At 72.0% G+C, this 15,549-nt stretch carries 14 protein-coding genes; 4 read left to right on the forward strand and 10 right to left on the reverse strand.

Annotation, left to right across the window (positions count from 1 at the left end):
* The first annotated feature begins 75 nt into the window (after positions 1–75).
* A complete protein-coding gene (gene era / locus ACL06G_RS09785; protein WP_412785946.1) occupies positions 76–1,029 on the forward strand; it encodes a GTPase Era in 954 nt (317 codons plus the stop codon).
* Between the two features lie 37 nt (positions 1,030–1,066).
* Here era and ACL06G_RS09790 read toward each other — a convergent pair whose 3' ends face one another.
* The 6 genes from ACL06G_RS09790 to hrcA form a co-directional block, all read right to left on the reverse strand.
* On the reverse strand, positions 1,067–1,981 hold the full coding sequence (locus ACL06G_RS09790) for a ribonuclease Z (protein ID WP_412785945.1): 915 nt from the start codon (positions 1,979–1,981) through the stop codon (positions 1,067–1,069).
* A gap of 23 nt (positions 1,982–2,004) precedes the next feature.
* Positions 2,005–2,382 carry a histidine triad nucleotide-binding protein gene (locus tag ACL06G_RS09795; RefSeq protein ID WP_412785944.1) on the reverse strand — a complete coding sequence of 126 codons (378 nt, stop codon included), beginning with the start codon at positions 2,380–2,382 and terminating at the stop codon, positions 2,005–2,007.
* A 133-nt stretch (positions 2,383–2,515) separates the two neighbouring features.
* Positions 2,516–3,265 (reverse strand): 16S rRNA (uracil(1498)-N(3))-methyltransferase, encoded by a 750-nt coding sequence (locus ACL06G_RS09800; RefSeq protein ID WP_412785943.1) that lies wholly within the window; start codon positions 3,263–3,265, stop codon positions 2,516–2,518.
* Complete coding sequence (locus ACL06G_RS09805) at positions 3,262–4,338, reverse strand: nitronate monooxygenase (protein ID WP_412785942.1); 1,077 nt, start codon at positions 4,336–4,338, stop codon at positions 3,262–3,264. The genes ACL06G_RS09800 and ACL06G_RS09805 overlap by 4 nt, the downstream gene beginning before the upstream one ends.
* Before the next feature lie 102 nt (positions 4,339–4,440).
* Positions 4,441–5,580: a molecular chaperone DnaJ gene (dnaJ, locus tag ACL06G_RS09810; RefSeq protein WP_412785941.1), complete on the reverse strand. Its 1,140-nt coding sequence runs from the start codon at positions 5,578–5,580 to the stop codon at positions 4,441–4,443.
* Positions 5,581–6,597, reverse strand: coding sequence for a heat-inducible transcriptional repressor HrcA (gene hrcA / locus ACL06G_RS09815; RefSeq protein WP_412785940.1), 1,017 nt, complete (start codon positions 6,595–6,597; stop codon positions 5,581–5,583).
* Between the two features lie 193 nt (positions 6,598–6,790).
* Here hrcA and ACL06G_RS09820 point away from each other — a divergent pair, with 193 nt between their 5' ends.
* Together ACL06G_RS09820 and ACL06G_RS09825 are read left to right on the forward strand one after the other, a co-directional pair.
* On the forward strand, positions 6,791–7,510 hold the full coding sequence (locus ACL06G_RS09820) for an MBL fold metallo-hydrolase (protein ID WP_412785939.1): 720 nt from the start codon (positions 6,791–6,793) through the stop codon (positions 7,508–7,510).
* Positions 7,511–7,532: 22 nt separating this feature from the next.
* Positions 7,533–8,396: a DUF3097 domain-containing protein gene (locus ACL06G_RS09825; protein ID WP_412785938.1), complete on the forward strand. Its 864-nt coding sequence runs from the start codon at positions 7,533–7,535 to the stop codon at positions 8,394–8,396.
* A 10-nt stretch (positions 8,397–8,406) separates the two neighbouring features.
* Here the strand turns inward: ACL06G_RS09825 and hemW are convergent, their stop codons facing one another.
* The 3 genes from hemW to lepA form a co-directional block, all read right to left on the reverse strand.
* Entirely contained in the window at positions 8,407–9,639 is a 1,233-nt protein-coding gene (gene hemW, locus ACL06G_RS09830) for a radical SAM family heme chaperone HemW (RefSeq protein ID WP_412835739.1), read from the reverse strand.
* Between the two features lie 81 nt (positions 9,640–9,720).
* A complete protein-coding gene (locus ACL06G_RS09835; protein ID WP_412785936.1) occupies positions 9,721–11,610 on the reverse strand; it encodes an AMP-dependent synthetase/ligase in 1,890 nt (629 codons plus the stop codon).
* A gap of 263 nt (positions 11,611–11,873) precedes the next feature.
* Positions 11,874–13,754 carry a translation elongation factor 4 gene (lepA, locus tag ACL06G_RS09840; RefSeq protein ID WP_412785935.1) on the reverse strand — a complete coding sequence of 627 codons (1,881 nt, stop codon included), beginning with the start codon at positions 13,752–13,754 and terminating at the stop codon, positions 11,874–11,876.
* Positions 13,755–13,984: 230 nt separating this feature from the next.
* On the opposite strand from lepA, the gene rpsT reads away from it, so the two are divergent.
* Positions 13,985–14,251 (forward strand): 30S ribosomal protein S20, encoded by a 267-nt coding sequence (rpsT, locus tag ACL06G_RS09845; protein WP_412785934.1) that lies wholly within the window; start codon positions 13,985–13,987, stop codon positions 14,249–14,251.
* A gap of 234 nt (positions 14,252–14,485) precedes the next feature.
* Here rpsT and holA read toward each other — a convergent pair whose 3' ends face one another.
* Entirely contained in the window at positions 14,486–15,484 is a 999-nt protein-coding gene (holA, locus tag ACL06G_RS09850) for a DNA polymerase III subunit delta (protein WP_412835740.1), read from the reverse strand.
* Positions 15,485–15,549 lie beyond the last annotated feature (65 nt).

Here is a 15,549-nt window from a genome sequence, read left to right on the forward strand (position 1 = left end):
GCGCCCCGGCAACCCGAGCCCGGCGGCACCGGGCGGTGGTCGGGGCACGCCGTGCCATCGGGGACAATGGCGGGCATGGACGCTCCTTCCCCCTCCTCCGACGCGGCGGCCGGCGCCGCGCACCGTTCCGGTTTCGCGTGCTTCGTCGGCAGGCCCAACGCCGGCAAGTCCACGCTGACCAACGCCCTGGTGGGCACGAAGGTCGCGATCACCTCCAACCGTCCGCAGACCACCCGGCACACCGTCCGCGGCATCGTCCACCGCCCCGACGCGCAGCTCGTCCTGGTCGACACTCCCGGCCTCCACAAGCCGCGGACCCTGCTGGGCGAACGCCTCAACGACGTGGTGCGCACCACCTGGGCCGAGGTCGACGTCATCGGCTTCTGCCTCCCCGCGGACCAGAAGATCGGCCCCGGAGACCGCTTCATCGCCGGCGAGCTGGCGGCGCTGAAGCGCACCCCCAAGGTCGCGGTGGTGACGAAGACGGACCTGGTGGACTCCCGGGCACTCGCCGAGCAGCTCGTCGCGGTGGACCGGCTCGGCAAGGAGCTGGGCGTCGAATGGGCGGAGATCGTCCCCGTCTCGGCCACCGGCGACCGGCAGGTCGGCCTGCTCGCGGACCTGCTGGTACCGCTCCTTCCGGAAGGTCCGGCGCTCTACCCGGACGGCGACCTGACCGACGAACCCGAGCAGGTCATGGTGGCCGAACTCATCCGCGAGGCCGCCCTGGAGGGCGTGCGGGACGAACTGCCGCATTCGATCGCGGTGGTGGTCGAGGAGATGCTGCCCCGGGAGGGACGGCCCGCGGACCGGCCGCTGCTGGACGTCCACGCCAACATCTTCATCGAGCGCACCAGTCAGAAGGGCATCGTCATCGGCCCGAAGGGGCGCCGCCTCAAGGACGTCGGGACGGCCTCGCGCAAACACATCGAGGCACTGCTGGGCACACCCGTCTACCTGGATCTGCACGTGAAGGTCGCCCGGGACTGGCAGCGGGATCCCAAGCAGCTGCGCCGCCTGGGGTTCTGAGCACACGCCCGGCGCCGGATGCCGCTCCCGCCCTCCGCTACGGGCGGCGTCGGGGAAGCCGTACCCGGTCCAGGTCGGAGGCCGTGGTGAGGGTGCCGGTGAAGCCCGCAGCGCGGGCCTGGCGGGTGAACTCCCCGGCATCGGGATACCGCTGGCTGAAGTGCGTGAGCACCAGGTGCCGCACGCCCGAGTCGGCCGCGACCCGACCGGCCTGACCGGCGGTCAGGTGCCCGTACTCCTCGGCCAGGGAGATGTCCTCGTCGAGGAAGGTCGCCTCGATGACGAGCATGTCGCAGCCTGCCGCGAGCGCGTACACGCCGTCGCAGAGCCGGGTGTCCATGACGAAGGCGAAACGCTGTCCCCGCCGCGGGACACTCACCTCGTCCAGGGTGACACCGCGCCACGTGCCCTCCCGTTGCAGCCGTCCCACGTCGGGACCGGCGATGCCCCGCTCCCGCAGCCGTTCGGGAAGCATGCGGCGGCCGTCCGGCTCGACGAGCCGGTAGCCGTGCGCCTCCACGGGATGGGACAGCCGGTGGCTGGTGAGGGTGTACCCGGCACTCTCGCGAAGGACGGACTCCGGCGCCGGCGGGATCGGCTCCTCGTGCAGCCGTACGGTCTCGCGGTAGGCGGTGGCGTACCGCATCCGTGCGAAGAAGTCGGCGCCGGAGGCGGGGTAGTGGGCGGTGACCGGATGCGGAACCCGGTCGAGGTTGAGGCGCTGCACCACCCCGGGGAGGCCCAGCGCGTGGTCCCCGTGGAAGTGCGTGAGGCAGATCCGGTGGATGTCGTGGGCCGCCACCCCGGCGTGCACCATCTGCCGCTGTGTGCCCTCGCCGGGGTCGAACAGCAGGCCCTCACCGTCCCAACGCAGCAGGTAGCCGTTGTGGTTGCGGTGACGGGTCGGCACCTGGCTGGCGGTGCCGAGGACGACGAGTTCGCGTACCGACACGGGGAACCCTACCGGAGCGCGGCTCAGCCGGGAGGCCAGTTGAGGCCCCGCCCGCCGAGGACGTGGGCGTGGGCGTGGAAGACGGTCTGGCCCGCTCCGGTCCCGGTGTTGAAGACGACGCGGTAGCCGGTGCCCGGCCCGCCCTCGGCGACGGCGATGCCTTCGCCCTCGGCGACCGCGCCCGCCTCGCGCAGCACGTCGGCGGCGAGCTGCGGCGCCTCGGCGGCGAGCGACGCCGCGTCGCTGTGGTGCGCCTTGGGGATCACGAGGATGTGGGTGGGGGCCTGCGGGTTGATGTCCCGGAAGGCCAGCGTCGTCTCCGTGTCACGGACGACGGTCGCGGGGACCTCGCCTGCGACGATCTTGCAGAACAGGCAGTCGTCCTGGGGTTCTCCCGCCACGGTGGCGCCTCCGCTGTGAGATGTCGGTGTACGCAGCGGATGCTATCGCGTGCGGAGGCGCGGACTCGGCGGACGCTTCCGCCCCGCCGCTGCGGGCAGCGACGGCGGTGCGGGCATGCGCGGGGAGGCGGAGCTAGGCCCAGCGACCGGTGCGGCTCAGGAGGAGCGCGAGCGCGGCCGTACCCGCGGTGGAGGTGCGCAGCACGGTCGGGCCCAGGCGGTGGGGACGTGCCCCGGCCTCGGCGAACGTCCGCAGTTCCTCCGGGGAGACGCCGCCCTCGGGGCCGACGACCAGGACCAGTTCGCCGGCCTCGGGGAGGTGTGCCCCGGCCAGCGGGGCGGCGCCCTCCTCGTGGAGCACGGCCGCGAAGTCCGCCCGGGACAGCAGCGTCGCGAGGTGCCCGGTGGTGGCGGGTTCGGCGATGTGGGGGACGCGCAGCCGGCGGGACTGCTTGGCCGCTTCGCGTGCGGTCGCCCGCCACTTGGCCAGCGACTTGGCGCCGCGGTCGCCGCGCCACTGCGTGATGCAGCGGGAGGCGCGCCACGGCACGATCGCGTCGACGCCGGTCTCGGTCATGGTCTCGACGGCCAACTCCCCGCGGTCGCCCTTGGGGAGGGCCTGCACGACCGTGATGCGGGGGCGGGGTTCCGGTTCGGTGCGGACCCGGGTCACGGTGACCTCGAGCCGGTCCTTCCCCTCCGGATGGGCGACCGTGCCGTACGCGGCGGTGCCCGCGCCGTCGGTGAGGACGATCTCCTCGCCGACGCGCATCCGGCGGACGGACACCGCGTGGCGGCCCTCCGGTCCGGTCAGGACGACGCTTCCCGGGCCGGTCAGCGGCGGATCGTCCGGCCGGTCGAGCAGGAAGACGGGCGCGGTCACGCCACGCTCCGTGCGGCACGGGCGGCGGTGAGCTCCTCGACCAGGGTGTCCACGAGCCGGGCAGCGGGCAGGGCTCGGGCCAGCCGATGTCCCTGACCGGCCCACAGGGCCATGCCCTGCGGGTCGCCGGCCCGGGCGGCGGCCTTGCGCAGCCCAGCCGTCAGGTAGTGGACCTGGGGGTAGGCCGCGGGCGCGTGCGGCCCGTGCTCGCGGACGAACCGGTTGACCAGACCCCGCGCGGAGCGTCCGGAGAACGCCCGGGTCGGTTCGGTGTGGGAGAACAGCGGGTCGGTCACGGCACGCTTGTGCTCGGGGTGCGCTCCGGACTCCGGGCACACCAGGAAAGCGGTGCCGAGTTGCGCGGCGACGGCGCCCGCGGCGAGCACGCCGGCGATCTGGCTGCCGCGCATCAGCCCGCCCGCGGCGATCATGGGGATCCGGACGGCGTCGCCCACCTCGGCGAGCAGCGGCAGCAGGCCGGTGCCCTCCCCGTCCCGCTCCGGACGGTCCTGATAGGTGCTGCGGTGGCCGCCGGCCTCCACTCCCTGCACGCACACGGCGAAGGCACCGTTGTGCTGCGCGTCCAAAGCCTCCTCGACGGAGGTGACGGTGACGACGGTCCGCGTGCCCGCGTCGGCGAACGCCCGCAGCACCCGGGGGTCGGGGCACCCGAAGGTGAAGGAGACCAGCGGCACGCGCGCCTCGAGAAGCACGGCGATCTTGGCGTCGTAGGCGTCGTCGGAGCCGCGGTCGGTGTCGCCGAGCTCGGCGGCGTAACGCCTCGCCTCGCCGGCGAGCCGCTCCCGGTAGCTCCCGACTGCATCGGTACCGGCAGCAGGAGGCGGCTGCGGCAGGAAGACGTTCACGCCGAACGGCCGCTCGGTCAGCATCCGCAGGTGCCGGATCTCCTCGTACACGGCCTCCGGCGTCTTGTAGCCGGCGGCGAGGGAGCCGAGCGCACCGGCGTTGCTGACGGCCGCGGCGAGCTCGGGACCGGACGTGCCGCCCGCCATCGGGGCCTGCACGATCGGATGCTCGACGAGGTCGGAGAGCGGGGACTGCGCGGAGGACATGGCGTCATCCTGCCATGCCCCGGGAGCAGTCCGGGCGGGGGCCGTGGGAGCTCTCCGGGGTGGACCGCCGGCGGGCGGGGGCCCACCCCGGGGGGAGAGGCGTCAGCGGCCGTTGAACGCGTCCTTGAGGCGGTGGAAGAGCCCCTGCTGACCGGGCTGGAACTGCCCCTGGGGCCGCTCCTCGCCGCGCAGGCGCGAGAGCTGCCGCAGCAGCTCCTCCTGCTCGTGGTCGAGCTTGGTCGGCGTGGTCACCTCGACGTGCACGATCAGCTGGCCGCGGCCGTTGCCGCGCAGGTGGGTGACGCCGCGCTCGTGGAGCGGGACGGACTGGCCGGACTGCGTGCCCGGGCGGATGTCGATGTCCTCCATGCCGTCCAGCGTCTCCAGCGGCACCTTGGTGCCCAGGGCCGCGGCCGTCATGGGGATGGTGACGGTGCAGTGCAGGTCGTCGCCGCGGCGCTGGAAGACCGGGTGCGGGGTCTCGTGGATCTCGACGTAGAGGTCGCCCGCCGGGCCGCCGCCGGGCCCGACCTCGCCCTCGCCGGCCAGCTGGATCCGGGTGCCGTTGTCGACACCCGCGGGGATCTTGACGGTGAGGGTGCGCCGCGACCGTACGCGGCCGTCGCCGGCGCAGTCCTGGCAGGGCGTCGGCACGACGGTGCCGAATCCCTGGCACTGCGGGCAGGGCCGGGAGGTCATGACCTGCCCCAGGAAGGAGCGGGTGACCTGCGAGACCTCGCCGCGGCCGCGGCACATGTCGCAGGTCTGCGCGGAGGTGCCCGGCGCGGCGCCCTCGCCGGAGCAGGTGCCGCACACGGTCGCGGTGTCGACCTGGATCTCCTTGGTCGTCCCGAACGCCGCCTCGTGCAGTTCGACGTCCAGCCGGATCATCGCGTCCTGGCCGCGGCGCGTGCGCGAGCGGGGCCCGCGCTGCGAGGCGGTTCCGAAGAACGCGTCCATGATGTCGGAGAAGTTGCCGAAGCCCGCGCCGCCGAAGCCGGCGCCCGCTCCCGCGCCGCCGCCCGGTCCGGCCGGGTCGCCGCCCAGGTCGTAGACCTGCTTCTTCTGCGGGTCGGAGAGCACCTCGTAGGCGGTGTTGATCTCCTTGAAGCGGTCCTGCGTCTTCGGGTCCGGATTGACGTCCGGGTGCAGTTCGCGCGCCAGCCTGCGGAAGGCCTTCTTGATCTCGTCCTGCGAGGCGTCGCGCTCCACGCCCAGGACGGAGTAGTAGTCGGTCGCCACTTAACTCTCCGCGAGGATCTGTCCGACGTAACGTGCCACTGCGCGTACCGCTCCCATCGTTCCGGGGTAGTCCATGCGGGTCGGCCCCACCACGCCGAGCTTGGCGACCGCCTCGTCGCCCGAACCGTAACCGACTGAAACCACCGACGTGGAACTCAGGCCCTCGTGAGCATTCTCATGACCGATTCGCACCGTCATGCCGGAATCCGTGGCCTCGCCGAGCAGCTTCAGCAGTACGACCTGCTCCTCCAGCGCCTCCAGGACGGGGCGGATGGTGAGCGGGAAGTCGTGGCCGAAGCGCGTGAGGTTGGCGGTTCCGCCGATCATCAGGCGTTCCTCGGTCTCCTCGACCAGCGTCTCCAGCAGGGTGGCGAGCACCGCCGAGACGGTTCCCCGGTCGTCCGCGTCGAAGCCCTCCGGAAGGTCCTGGACCAGACGCGGCACGTCGGTGAAGCGCTGCCCGGCCGCACGGCCGTTCAGCCGGGCCCTCAGATCGGCGACGGTGGTCTCGCCGATCGGGGTGGGACAGTCGACCAGGCGCTGCTCGACGCGTCCGGTGTCGGTGATGAGCACCAGCATGAGCCGGGCCGGTGCCAGCGCCAGCAGTTCGACGTGGCGCACTGTCGACCGGGTCAGCGACGGATACTGGACGACGGCCACCTGCCGGGTGAGCTGCGCCAGCAGCCGGACCGTGCGCCCCACGACGTCGTCCAGGTCGACGGCGCCCTCCAGGAAGTTGTGGATGGCGCGTCGCTCCGGCGAGGACATCGGCTTGACACCGGCCAGCTTGTCGACGAACAGCCGGTACCCCTTGTCGGTGGGGATCCTGCCGGCACTGGTGTGCGGCTGGGCGATGTACCCCTCGTCCTCCAGGGCCGACATGTCGTTGCGGACGGTGGCCGGCGACACCTTGAGATTGTGGCGCTCCGTGAGCGCCTTGGAGCCGACCGGCTCCTCGGTGCCGACGTAGTCCTGGACGATGGCACGCAGCACCTCGAGCCTGCGTTCACTGAGCACGTGCGCACCTCCCGTCGGGCCGTGTCCGGCTGTCCGGCCTCCGCTCGCCTGGCACTCTCGTGGGACGAGTGCCAGCGTTTCGCAGCCAAGTGTACGGCGGGATGCCATGCCCAGAGCAAGGGCGTCCACACCCGGGACCGCGGGCACGCACCGCGGAGGGGCGACACGGTCTGCGTACCGGTAGCGTCGCGGCATGGACGGCATGTGGGAAGAGCTCGCACCGGGCGTGGTGCGCACCCGGCTGCCCCGGTGGGACGCGACGGCCGGGGCGGTGGCCGGTCCCGACGGCGTGCTGGTGATCGACACCGGATCCTCCCTCGCCGAGGGGGCGGCGCTCCGCGCATCGCTGCGGGAGCTGTTCGGGAGGCCCGTGACCAGGGTCGCGCTCACCCACGGCCACTTCGACCACGTGCTGGGCACAGCGGCCTTCGCCGGAGTCCAGGTGTACGGCGCGGTGGGTCTGGACCGTGTTCTGCGCGGCGGCCGCGAGTCCCTCCGGCACGACGCCCGTCGGCACGGCCTGGCGGCGGACACGGCGGCCCAGGCAGCCGACGCGCTGGTCCTCCCGGAACACCCGGTCAGCGGCGAGATGACCCTCGCGCTGGGCGGCGACCGCCGTGCCGTACTGGTCAACGCCGGCCCGGGCCACACCGGGCACGATCTGGCCGTCCTGGTGCCCGGAGGGGCCCCGGGCGCTCCCCCGGTGGTGTTCTGCGGCGATCTGGTCGAGGAGTCGGGACCGCCGCAGGCGGGGGACGACGCGCAGCCTGGGCAGTGGCCCGCCGCCGTGGACCGGCTGCTGGCTCTCGGCGGCGAGGACGCCCGGTACGTCCCCGGCCACGGCGCCGTCGTGGACGCCGCGTTCCTCCGCGCCCAACGCGACGGTCTGGCCCGTCGCTTCGCCTCCGCCTGACGCGTCCGGACACAATGGGCGGATGCGCAGCCGCCGGTACGACCCCGACCTGACCCCGCCCTGGAAGCGCCGCGCCGCTCCCGTCCCCGAGGTGCCCGCCGAACGGGACCTCGTGGTGGAGGAGGTGACGACCGGCTTCTGCGGGGCGGTGATCGACTGCGAGAAGACCTCCGGAGGGAACGCGGTGACGCTGGAGGACCGCTTCGGGGCGCACCGTGTCTTCCCGATGGAGCCGCGGGGGTTCCTCCTGGAGGGACGGATCGTCACGCTGGTGCGCCCCGCAAGCGCCGCCCCGGCGGCTCCGCGCCGCACACCGTCGGGCTCGGTCGCGGTGCCCGGTGCCCGCGCCCGGGTCGCGCGCGCCGGACGCCTGTACGTCGAGGGGCGCCACGACGCGGAGCTGGTGGAGAAGGTGTGGGGCGACGACCTGCGGATCGAGGGCGTCGTCGTCGAGTACCTCGAGGGTGTCGACGACCTTCCGGCGGTCGTGGACGCGTTCGGGCCCACGCCCGACGCCCGACTGGGTGTCCTGGTCGACCACCTGGTGCCGGGGTCGAAGGAGTCGCGAATCGCCGCGGAGGTCGCCGCGACCCGGGGCGAGGACCTCGTACTCGTGGTCGGCCACCCGTTCGTGGACATCTGGGAGGCCGTCAAACCGGCCGCCGTCGGCATTCCGTCGTGGCCCCGGGTGCCGCACGGCCAGGACTGGAAGACCGGCGTCTGCGAGGCCCTGGGATGGCCGCGGAACACCGGCGCCGCCTGGCAGCGGATTCTGCGCTCCGTGCACTCCTACCGCGACCTGGAACCCGGCCTGCTGGGCCCGGTGGAACACCTCATCGACCACGTGACCGTGGGCGGCCCGACGGGAGGCCCTCCCGGCCGCTGACCGGCACCCGTCAGTCGACGAGGTCCCGGACGACCGCGTCGGCCAGCAGACGCCCGCGGAGGGTGAGGGCCGCGCGACCCTCACCGAACGGCTCCGGGCGGAGCAGCCCCTGGTCCAGCGCCCGCCGGGCGGCCGCGCGCCCGGCCGGCGTGAGCACGTCCAGCGGACAGCCCTGGACCAGCCGCAGCTCCAGCAGGACCCGCTCGACGCGCCGGTCCTCGGCGGAGAGGACCTCGCGGCCCGCACCGGGCGACCGCGAGGCGTCCAGCGCCCGGGCGTAGGCGGCGGGGTGCTTCACGTTCCACCAGCGCACGCCCGCGACGTGGCTGTGCGCGCCGGGTCCGGCGCCCCACCAGTCGGCGCCCGTCCAGTACAGCTCGTTGTGCCGGCAGCGCGCCGCGTCCGAGAGGGCCCAGTTGGACACCTCGTACCAGTGGAAGCCCGCGGCGGCGAGCATCTCGTCGGCGATCAGGTAGCGGTCCGCGTGCGCGTCGTCGTCGGTCATGGGCACCTCGCCGCGGCGGATCCGCCGTGCGAGCTGCGTGCCCTCCTCGACGATCAGGGCGTACGCGGAGACGTGATCCGGCGCGGCGGCGAGCGCCGCCTCCAGGGAGGCACGCCAGTCGTCGTCGCTCTCCCCCGGCGTGCCGTAGATCAGGTCGAGGTTGACGTGGTCGAACCCGGCCCTCCGCGCGTCGGCGACGCACTGTTCGGGGCGTCCGGGGGTGTGGCTGCGGTCCAGGACGCGCAGCACGTGGGCCCGGGCGCTCTGCATGCCGAACGACACCCGGTTGAAGCCCGCCTCCCGCAGCTCGGCGAGGTAGCGGGCGTCGACCGACTCGGGGTTGGCCTCCGTGGTGATCTCCGCGTCGTCGGCCAGGGAGAACTCCTCGCGCACGGCGGCCAGCATCCGGCCGAGGTCCTCCGGCGGGAGCAGTGTGGGGGTACCACCCCCCACGAACACGGTCCGCACGGGGCGCGGATCGTCCCCGAGCACCTTCCGCGCCAGCCGGACCTCCTGCGCGAGGGTGTCCGCGTAGTCCTCGCGGGAGGCCAGGACACCGCCCGCGCCACGCAGCTCACCTGCCGTGTAGGTGTTGAAGTCGCAGTACCCGCAGCGCGAGGCGCAGTACGGCACGTGCAGGTAGAAGCCGAGCGGACGGTCCGCGGCGTCGGCCGTCGCGGAGGCGGGCAGCGAGCCGTCGTGCGGTACCGGTTCGCCGTCGGGAAGTGCGGAGGGCATGGGCCCATTGTGACCTCCCGCAGCCCCGGACCGGGCGCGGGCCCGGCGGCAGCCGGAAACCCGGCTGCCGCCCCACTCCGCTCAGGCCTCTCGGGACCCGGAGTACATCTCCTCGATCAGGTGGCCGAACTCACGCTCCACGGCCGGTCGCTTCAGCTTCAGGCTGGGCGTCAGCTCACCGTGCTCGACGTCCAGGTCCCGCGGCAGGACGCGGAACTTCTTGATCGTCTGCCAGCGCTGCAGTCCGGAGTTGAGCTGCTCCACGTAGTCCCCGACCATCGCGCGCACCTGTTCGGAGACGACGACCTCGGCGTACTCCTTGCCCGCGAGGCCCTCCTGCTCGGCGGCCCACTGCATCAGCGACACCTCGTCGAGCGCGATGAGCGCGGTGCAGAAGTTCCGGTCGGCGCCGTGGACGAGGATGTTGGAGACGTACGGGCAGATCGCCTTGAACTGGCCCTCGACCTCCGCGGGGGCGATGTACTTGCCGCCGGAGGTCTTGATCAGGTCCTTCTTGCGGTCCGTGATGCGCAGGTAGCCGTCGGAGGAGAGTTCACCGATGTCCCCGGTGTGGAACCAGCCGTCCTCCTCCAGTACCTCGGCGGTTTTCTCCGGGAGGCCGTGATAACCCTCCATGATGCCGGGGCCGCGGAGCAGGATCTCGCCGTCCTCGGCGATCCGCACCTCGGTTCCGGGCAGCGGCTTGCCCACGGTGCCGGTGCGGTACGCCTCACCGGGGTTGACGAAGCTGGCGGCGCTGGACTCGGTGAGGCCGTACCCCTCGAGGATGTGGATCCCGGCGCCGGAGAAGAAGTAGCCGATGTCCGGCGCGAGAGCGGCGGAGCCGGAGATGCAGGCCCGCAGGTTGCCGCCGAAGGCCTCCCGCAGCTTCGCGTAGACGAGCCGGTCGGCAACAGCGTGCTTGACCTTCAGCCCGGCGGGGGCGGAGGCGACTCCGGTGCGGCGGAAGTTGTCCTGGGTCACCTTGCCGTACTCGCGCGCGACGCCCGCGGCCCACTGGAAGATCCTGTACTTGGCGGCGCCGCCGGCTTTCGCCTTGGACGCCACACCGTTGTAGACCTTCTCGAAGATCCGGGGGACGGCGGCCATGTAGGTCGGCCGCACCACGGGCAGGTTCTCGATGATCCTGTCGATGCGTCCGTCGACAGCGGTGACGTGCCCCACCTCGACCTGGGCGGCGGTGAGGACCTTGCCGAAGACGTGCGCCAGCGGCAGCCACAGGTACTGGACGTCCTCGCCGGTGACCAGCCCGGTCTGCGCGATGGCTTTCGCCATGTAGGACCAGCAGTCGTGCGGCAGCCGCACGCCCTTGGGCTTCCCGGTGGTACCCGAGGTGTAGATGAGGGTGGCGAGCTGGTCGGAGCGCAGCCCGGCCACGGTCTTCCTGACGCACTCCGGGTTGTCCTCGAGGTGGGCCTTCCCGCGCCGGGCGAGCTCGGAGAGGGAGAGCACCCAGTCCTCCGGGTCGTCCTCCGCGGCGACGGCGTCCGCCTCCTCCATCACCACCACGTGGGCGAGTTCGGGGAGCTCGGCACGCTTCTCCCGCACCTTCTCCAGCTGGGAGGCGTCCTCGGCGATGAGCACGCGGCTGGAGGAGTCGGCCAGGATGTAGGCCGTCTCGCCCGCATCGGTGCTCGGGTAGACCGTGGTGGTGGCCGCGCCGGAGCAGAGGATGCCGAGGTCGCACAGGATCCAGTCGACCCGGGTGTTCGAGGCGATCGCGACCCGTTCCTCGGGCCGCACGCCGAGCGCCATCAACCCGGCCGCAACGGCGAAGACACGTTCGGCAGCCTCGGCCCAGCTGTAGGAGCGCCACTCCTCGGGGCCGTCGCCGGAGGCGGCCACCGGGTAGCGGTACGCCTCGGCGTCCGGGGTGGCCTGCACGCGCTCCAGCAACAGAGACGCCACGGAGGGCGGCCGGTTCTCGATCAGGGATTGTGTGTCGCTCACGACATCCTCCGGGCCCGGGGTGAAGTACATACTCTGGGTGACTCTCCCTTGTGACTCACGAGTAACCAGGGAGCCGCGCTCAGACTAAGCGCCACGAACCTCGTATGTAAGGGGTCGGAGGCCGTGTCGATACCGGAGCGTGACCGGGAGCGGGGTACCACGGGGAAGTCCACACACGACCGCCACACGCTTCACGGCGCGCCCTACGGGACGCGCCGTGAAACAGGGGCGGTGAACAGGGGCGACGGGCCCGCGCCGTGCCGCTACTTCTTGCCCTTGGAGGAGTCGCCGCCACCGGAGTCGTCGGTGGAGAGCGCGGCGATGAAGGCTTCCTGCGGGACCTCGACCCGGCCCACGACCTTCATGCGCTTCTTGCCCTCCTTCTGCTTCTCCAGCAGCTTCCGCTTGCGGGAGATGTCACCGCCGTAGCACTTGGCCAGCACGTCCTTGCGGATCGCGCGGACCGTCTCGCGGGCGATGATCCGGGAGCCGACTGCCGCCTGGATCGGCACCTCGAACTGCTGGCGCGGGATGAGCTCGCGGAGCTTGTTCGCCATCCGCACGCCGTAGCCGTACGCCTTGTCCTTGTGCACGATGGCCGAGAAGGCGTCCACCTTGTCGCCCTGCAGCAGGATGTCGACCTTCACCAGGTCCGCGGTCTGGTCCCCGCTGGGCTCGTAGTCGAGCGAGGCGTAGCCGCGGGTCTTGGACTTCAGCGCGTCGAAGAAGTCGAAGACGATCTCGGCGAGCGGAAGGGTGTAGCGCAGCTCCACCCGGTCCTCGGACAGGTAGTCCATGCCCTGCATGTTGCCGCGCCGCGACTGGCACAGTTCCATGATCGCGCCGATGAACTCGCTCGGCGCCAGCAGGGTCGCCTTGACCATGGGCTCCTGCACCGTCTCGATCTTCCCGGAGGGGAACTCGGTGGGGTTGGTGACGGTGTACTCCGTGCCGTCCTCCATCCGCACCTGGTAGATCACGTTCGGCGCGGTGGCGATCAGCGGCAGGTTGAACTCGCGCTCCAGCCGCTCCCTGATCACCTCCAGGTGCAGCAGCCCGAGGAACCCGACGCGGAAACCGAAGCCCAGGGCGGCGGAGTTCTCCGGTTCGAAGGTCAGCGCGGCATCGTTGAGCTGCAGCTTCTCCAGGGCGTCGCGCAGCTCCGGGTAGTCGGAGCCGTCCATCGGGTAGAGGCCCGAGAAGACCATCGGCTTCGGGTCCTTGTAGCCGGCGAGCGGCTCCTCGGCACCCTTGTGCTGCTGGGTGATGGTGTCGCCCACCTTCGACTGGCGGACGTCCTTCACACCGGTGATGAGGTAGCCGACCTCACCGACGCCCAGCCCGTCGGAGGGCTTCATCTCCGGGGAGTTGGCACCGATCTCCAGCAGTTCGTGCGTGGCACCGGTGGACATCATCCGGATGCGCTCGCGCCTGCCGAGCATGCCGTCGACGACCTTCACATACGTCACGACGCCGCGGTAGGCGTCGTACACCGAGTCGAAGATCATGGCGCGGGCGGGCGAGTCGGCGACACCGACCGGGGGCGGGACCTGGCGCACCACCTCGTCGAGCAGCACGTCGACGCCCTCGCCGGTCTTGGCGGAGACCTTCAGCACGTCCTCCGGCTCGCAGCCGATCAGGTGCGCCAGTTCGGCGGAGAACTTCTCCGGCTGCGCGGCAGGCAGATCGATCTTGTTCAGCACCGGGATGATGGTGAGGTCGTGCTCCATCGCCAGGTACAGATTGGCGAGAGTCTGCGCCTCGATGCCCTGCGCCGCGTCGACGAGGAGGATGCACCCCTCGCAGGCCGCGAGGGACCGGGAGACCTCGTAGGTGAAGTCGACGTGCCCCGGCGTGTCGATCATGTTCAGGATGTGCGACGCCGCACGGTCCGCCTCGTCCTTCGCCTTCCAGGGCATCCGGACGGCCTGCGACTTGATCGTGATGCCGCGCTCACGCTCGATGTCCATCCGGTCGAGGTACTGGGCGCGCATCTGTCGCTCCTCGACGATGCCCGTCAGTTGGAGCATGCGGTCGGCGAGCGTCGACTTGCCGTGGTCGATGTGCGCGATGATGCAGAAGTTACGGATCAGCGCCGGGTCGGTACGGCTCGGCTCCGGCACGTTCGATGGGGTCGCGGGCACGCAGTGTCCTGTCGGGTCTGGATAAGGGCTTCGGGGAACGCTAGTCCCACCCATCGTCCCATGCACACGCCCCGCCCCGGGCACGGGCGTCCGTCACCACCCCCGCGCAGCGGGGCCGGAAGAAGGCGATTCGGCGGCCGGAGCCGCTGCTGATAGCCTGGGCCGCTGTGCCTTCGTGCATACGGAGAGCACACACAGAAGAACCGTACTGAACCCGCAAAGGCTCATTCGTGGCGAACATCAAGTCCCAGATCAAGCGGATCAAGACCAACGAGAAGGCCCGCCGGCGCAACAAGGCGGTCAAGTCCGAGCTGAAGACCGCGATCCGTCGCACCCGCGAGGCCGTGGCCGCCGGTGACGCCGAGAAGGCGAACGCCGCCGCCCGCGAGGCCGGCCGCAAGCTCGACAAGGCCGTCAGCAAGGGCGTTCTGCACAAGAACAACGCCGCCAACAAGAAGTCGGCGCTCGCGCAGAAGGTCTCCTCCCTCAAGGGCTGACCAACCTTCCCGGCCGACCGCTTCGACTGACCGGATCACGACCCCGGCGGGCCCTCTCACTCCGCCGCGTGACCGGTACGAGACTCGGCAGTGCGCCGCACGCGGCCTGCGTTCGCCACGCGGGTGCGGCGCGAAGAATCCACGGCGAAGCCCCCGGACCGAGCCCCTCCCCAGGGCCGGTTCCGGGGGCTGCGTCGTGCGCGGGTGCGGCGGGCGACCGGACAGCCCGCTCGCTCAGTGCGCCCGGGCCGCCCGGGCCGCCCGGGCGACGGTGAGCACTGCCTGCTCGAGTGCGTACTCGGGATCGTCCCCGCCTCCCTTGACGCCGGCATCGGCCGCGGCCACGGCGCGGAGTGCCGTCGCGAGACCGTCCGCCGACCAGCCCCGCATCTGCTTCCGCACGCGGTCGATCTTCCAGGGCGGCATACCGAGCTCCCGGGCCAGCTCCCCCTGCCGCATGCCGCGCGGCGCCGAGGCGAGCTTCCCCACGGAGCGCACCCCCTGGGCCAGAGCGCTGGTCACCAGCACCGGCGCGACCCCCGTCGACAGTGCCCAGCGCAGCGCCTCCAGCGCCTCGGCGGGGCGCCCCTCCACGGCATGGTCGGCGACGGCGAAGCTGGACGCTTCGGCGCGGCCCGTGTAATAGCGAGCGACGACCGTGTCGTCGATGGTGCCCTCGACATCCGCGGCGAGCTGGGAACAGGCGGAGGCCAGCTCCCGCAGGTCACTGCCGATGGCGTCCACCAGTGCCTGGCAGGCCTCCGGGGTGGCCGAGCGCCGGGCCGCGCGGAACTCGCCGCGGACGAACGCCAGCCGCTCTCCCGGCTTGGTCATGCGGGCGCACGGCACCTCCCGTGCGCCCGCCTTCCGTGCGGCGTCCAGCACGCCTTTCCCTCTGGCACCGCCGGCGTGCAGCAGGACGAGGGTGATCTCCTCGGCGGGGGCCGCGAAGTAGGCCTTCACCGCCTTGACGCTGTCCGTCGCCAGATCCTGGGCGGCACGGACCACGACGACCTTCCGCTCGGCGAAGAGCGAAGGACTGGTCAGCTCGGCGAGTGTGCCCGGCTGCAGGTCGGACGAGGCGAGCTCCCGCACGTCGGTGTCGGGGTCGGACTCGCGCGCCGCGGCCACCACCTGCTGCACCGCGCGGTCCAGGAGCAGTTCTTCCTGCCCCACCGCCACCGTCACGGGTGCGAGGGGGTCGTCGGAGGTGTTGTCACGGGTACCGGCCATCGCTTCTCAGCATCCCACGTCGCAACGACAGTTCCGTCCTCCGCGTCCCGGACGAGCAGCGTACA

It is taken from the genome of Streptomyces callyspongiae, assembly GCF_047200695.1.
Classification (GTDB): Bacteria; Actinomycetota; Actinomycetes; order Streptomycetales; family Streptomycetaceae; genus Streptomyces.

What these genes read in the sequence shown, in the direction of transcription:
- holA (WP_412835740.1), bottom strand. Translation starts at nt 15,484, where the DNA reads ATGGCCGGTACCCGTGACAACACCTCCGACGACCCCCTCGCACCCGTG.
- ACL06G_RS09820 (WP_412785939.1), top strand. Translation starts at nt 6,791, where the DNA reads ATGGACGGCATGTGGGAAGAGCTCGCACCGGGCGTGGTGCGCACCCGG.
- era (WP_412785946.1), top strand. Translation starts at nt 76, where the DNA reads ATGGACGCTCCTTCCCCCTCCTCCGACGCGGCGGCCGGCGCCGCGCAC.
- ACL06G_RS09805 (WP_412785942.1), bottom strand. Translation starts at nt 4,338, where the DNA reads ATGTCCTCCGCGCAGTCCCCGCTCTCCGACCTCGTCGAGCATCCGATC.
- hemW (WP_412835739.1), bottom strand. Translation starts at nt 9,639, where the DNA reads ATGCCCTCCGCACTTCCCGACGGCGAACCGGTACCGCACGACGGCTCG.
- ACL06G_RS09825 (WP_412785938.1), top strand. Translation starts at nt 7,533, where the DNA reads ATGCGCAGCCGCCGGTACGACCCCGACCTGACCCCGCCCTGGAAGCGC.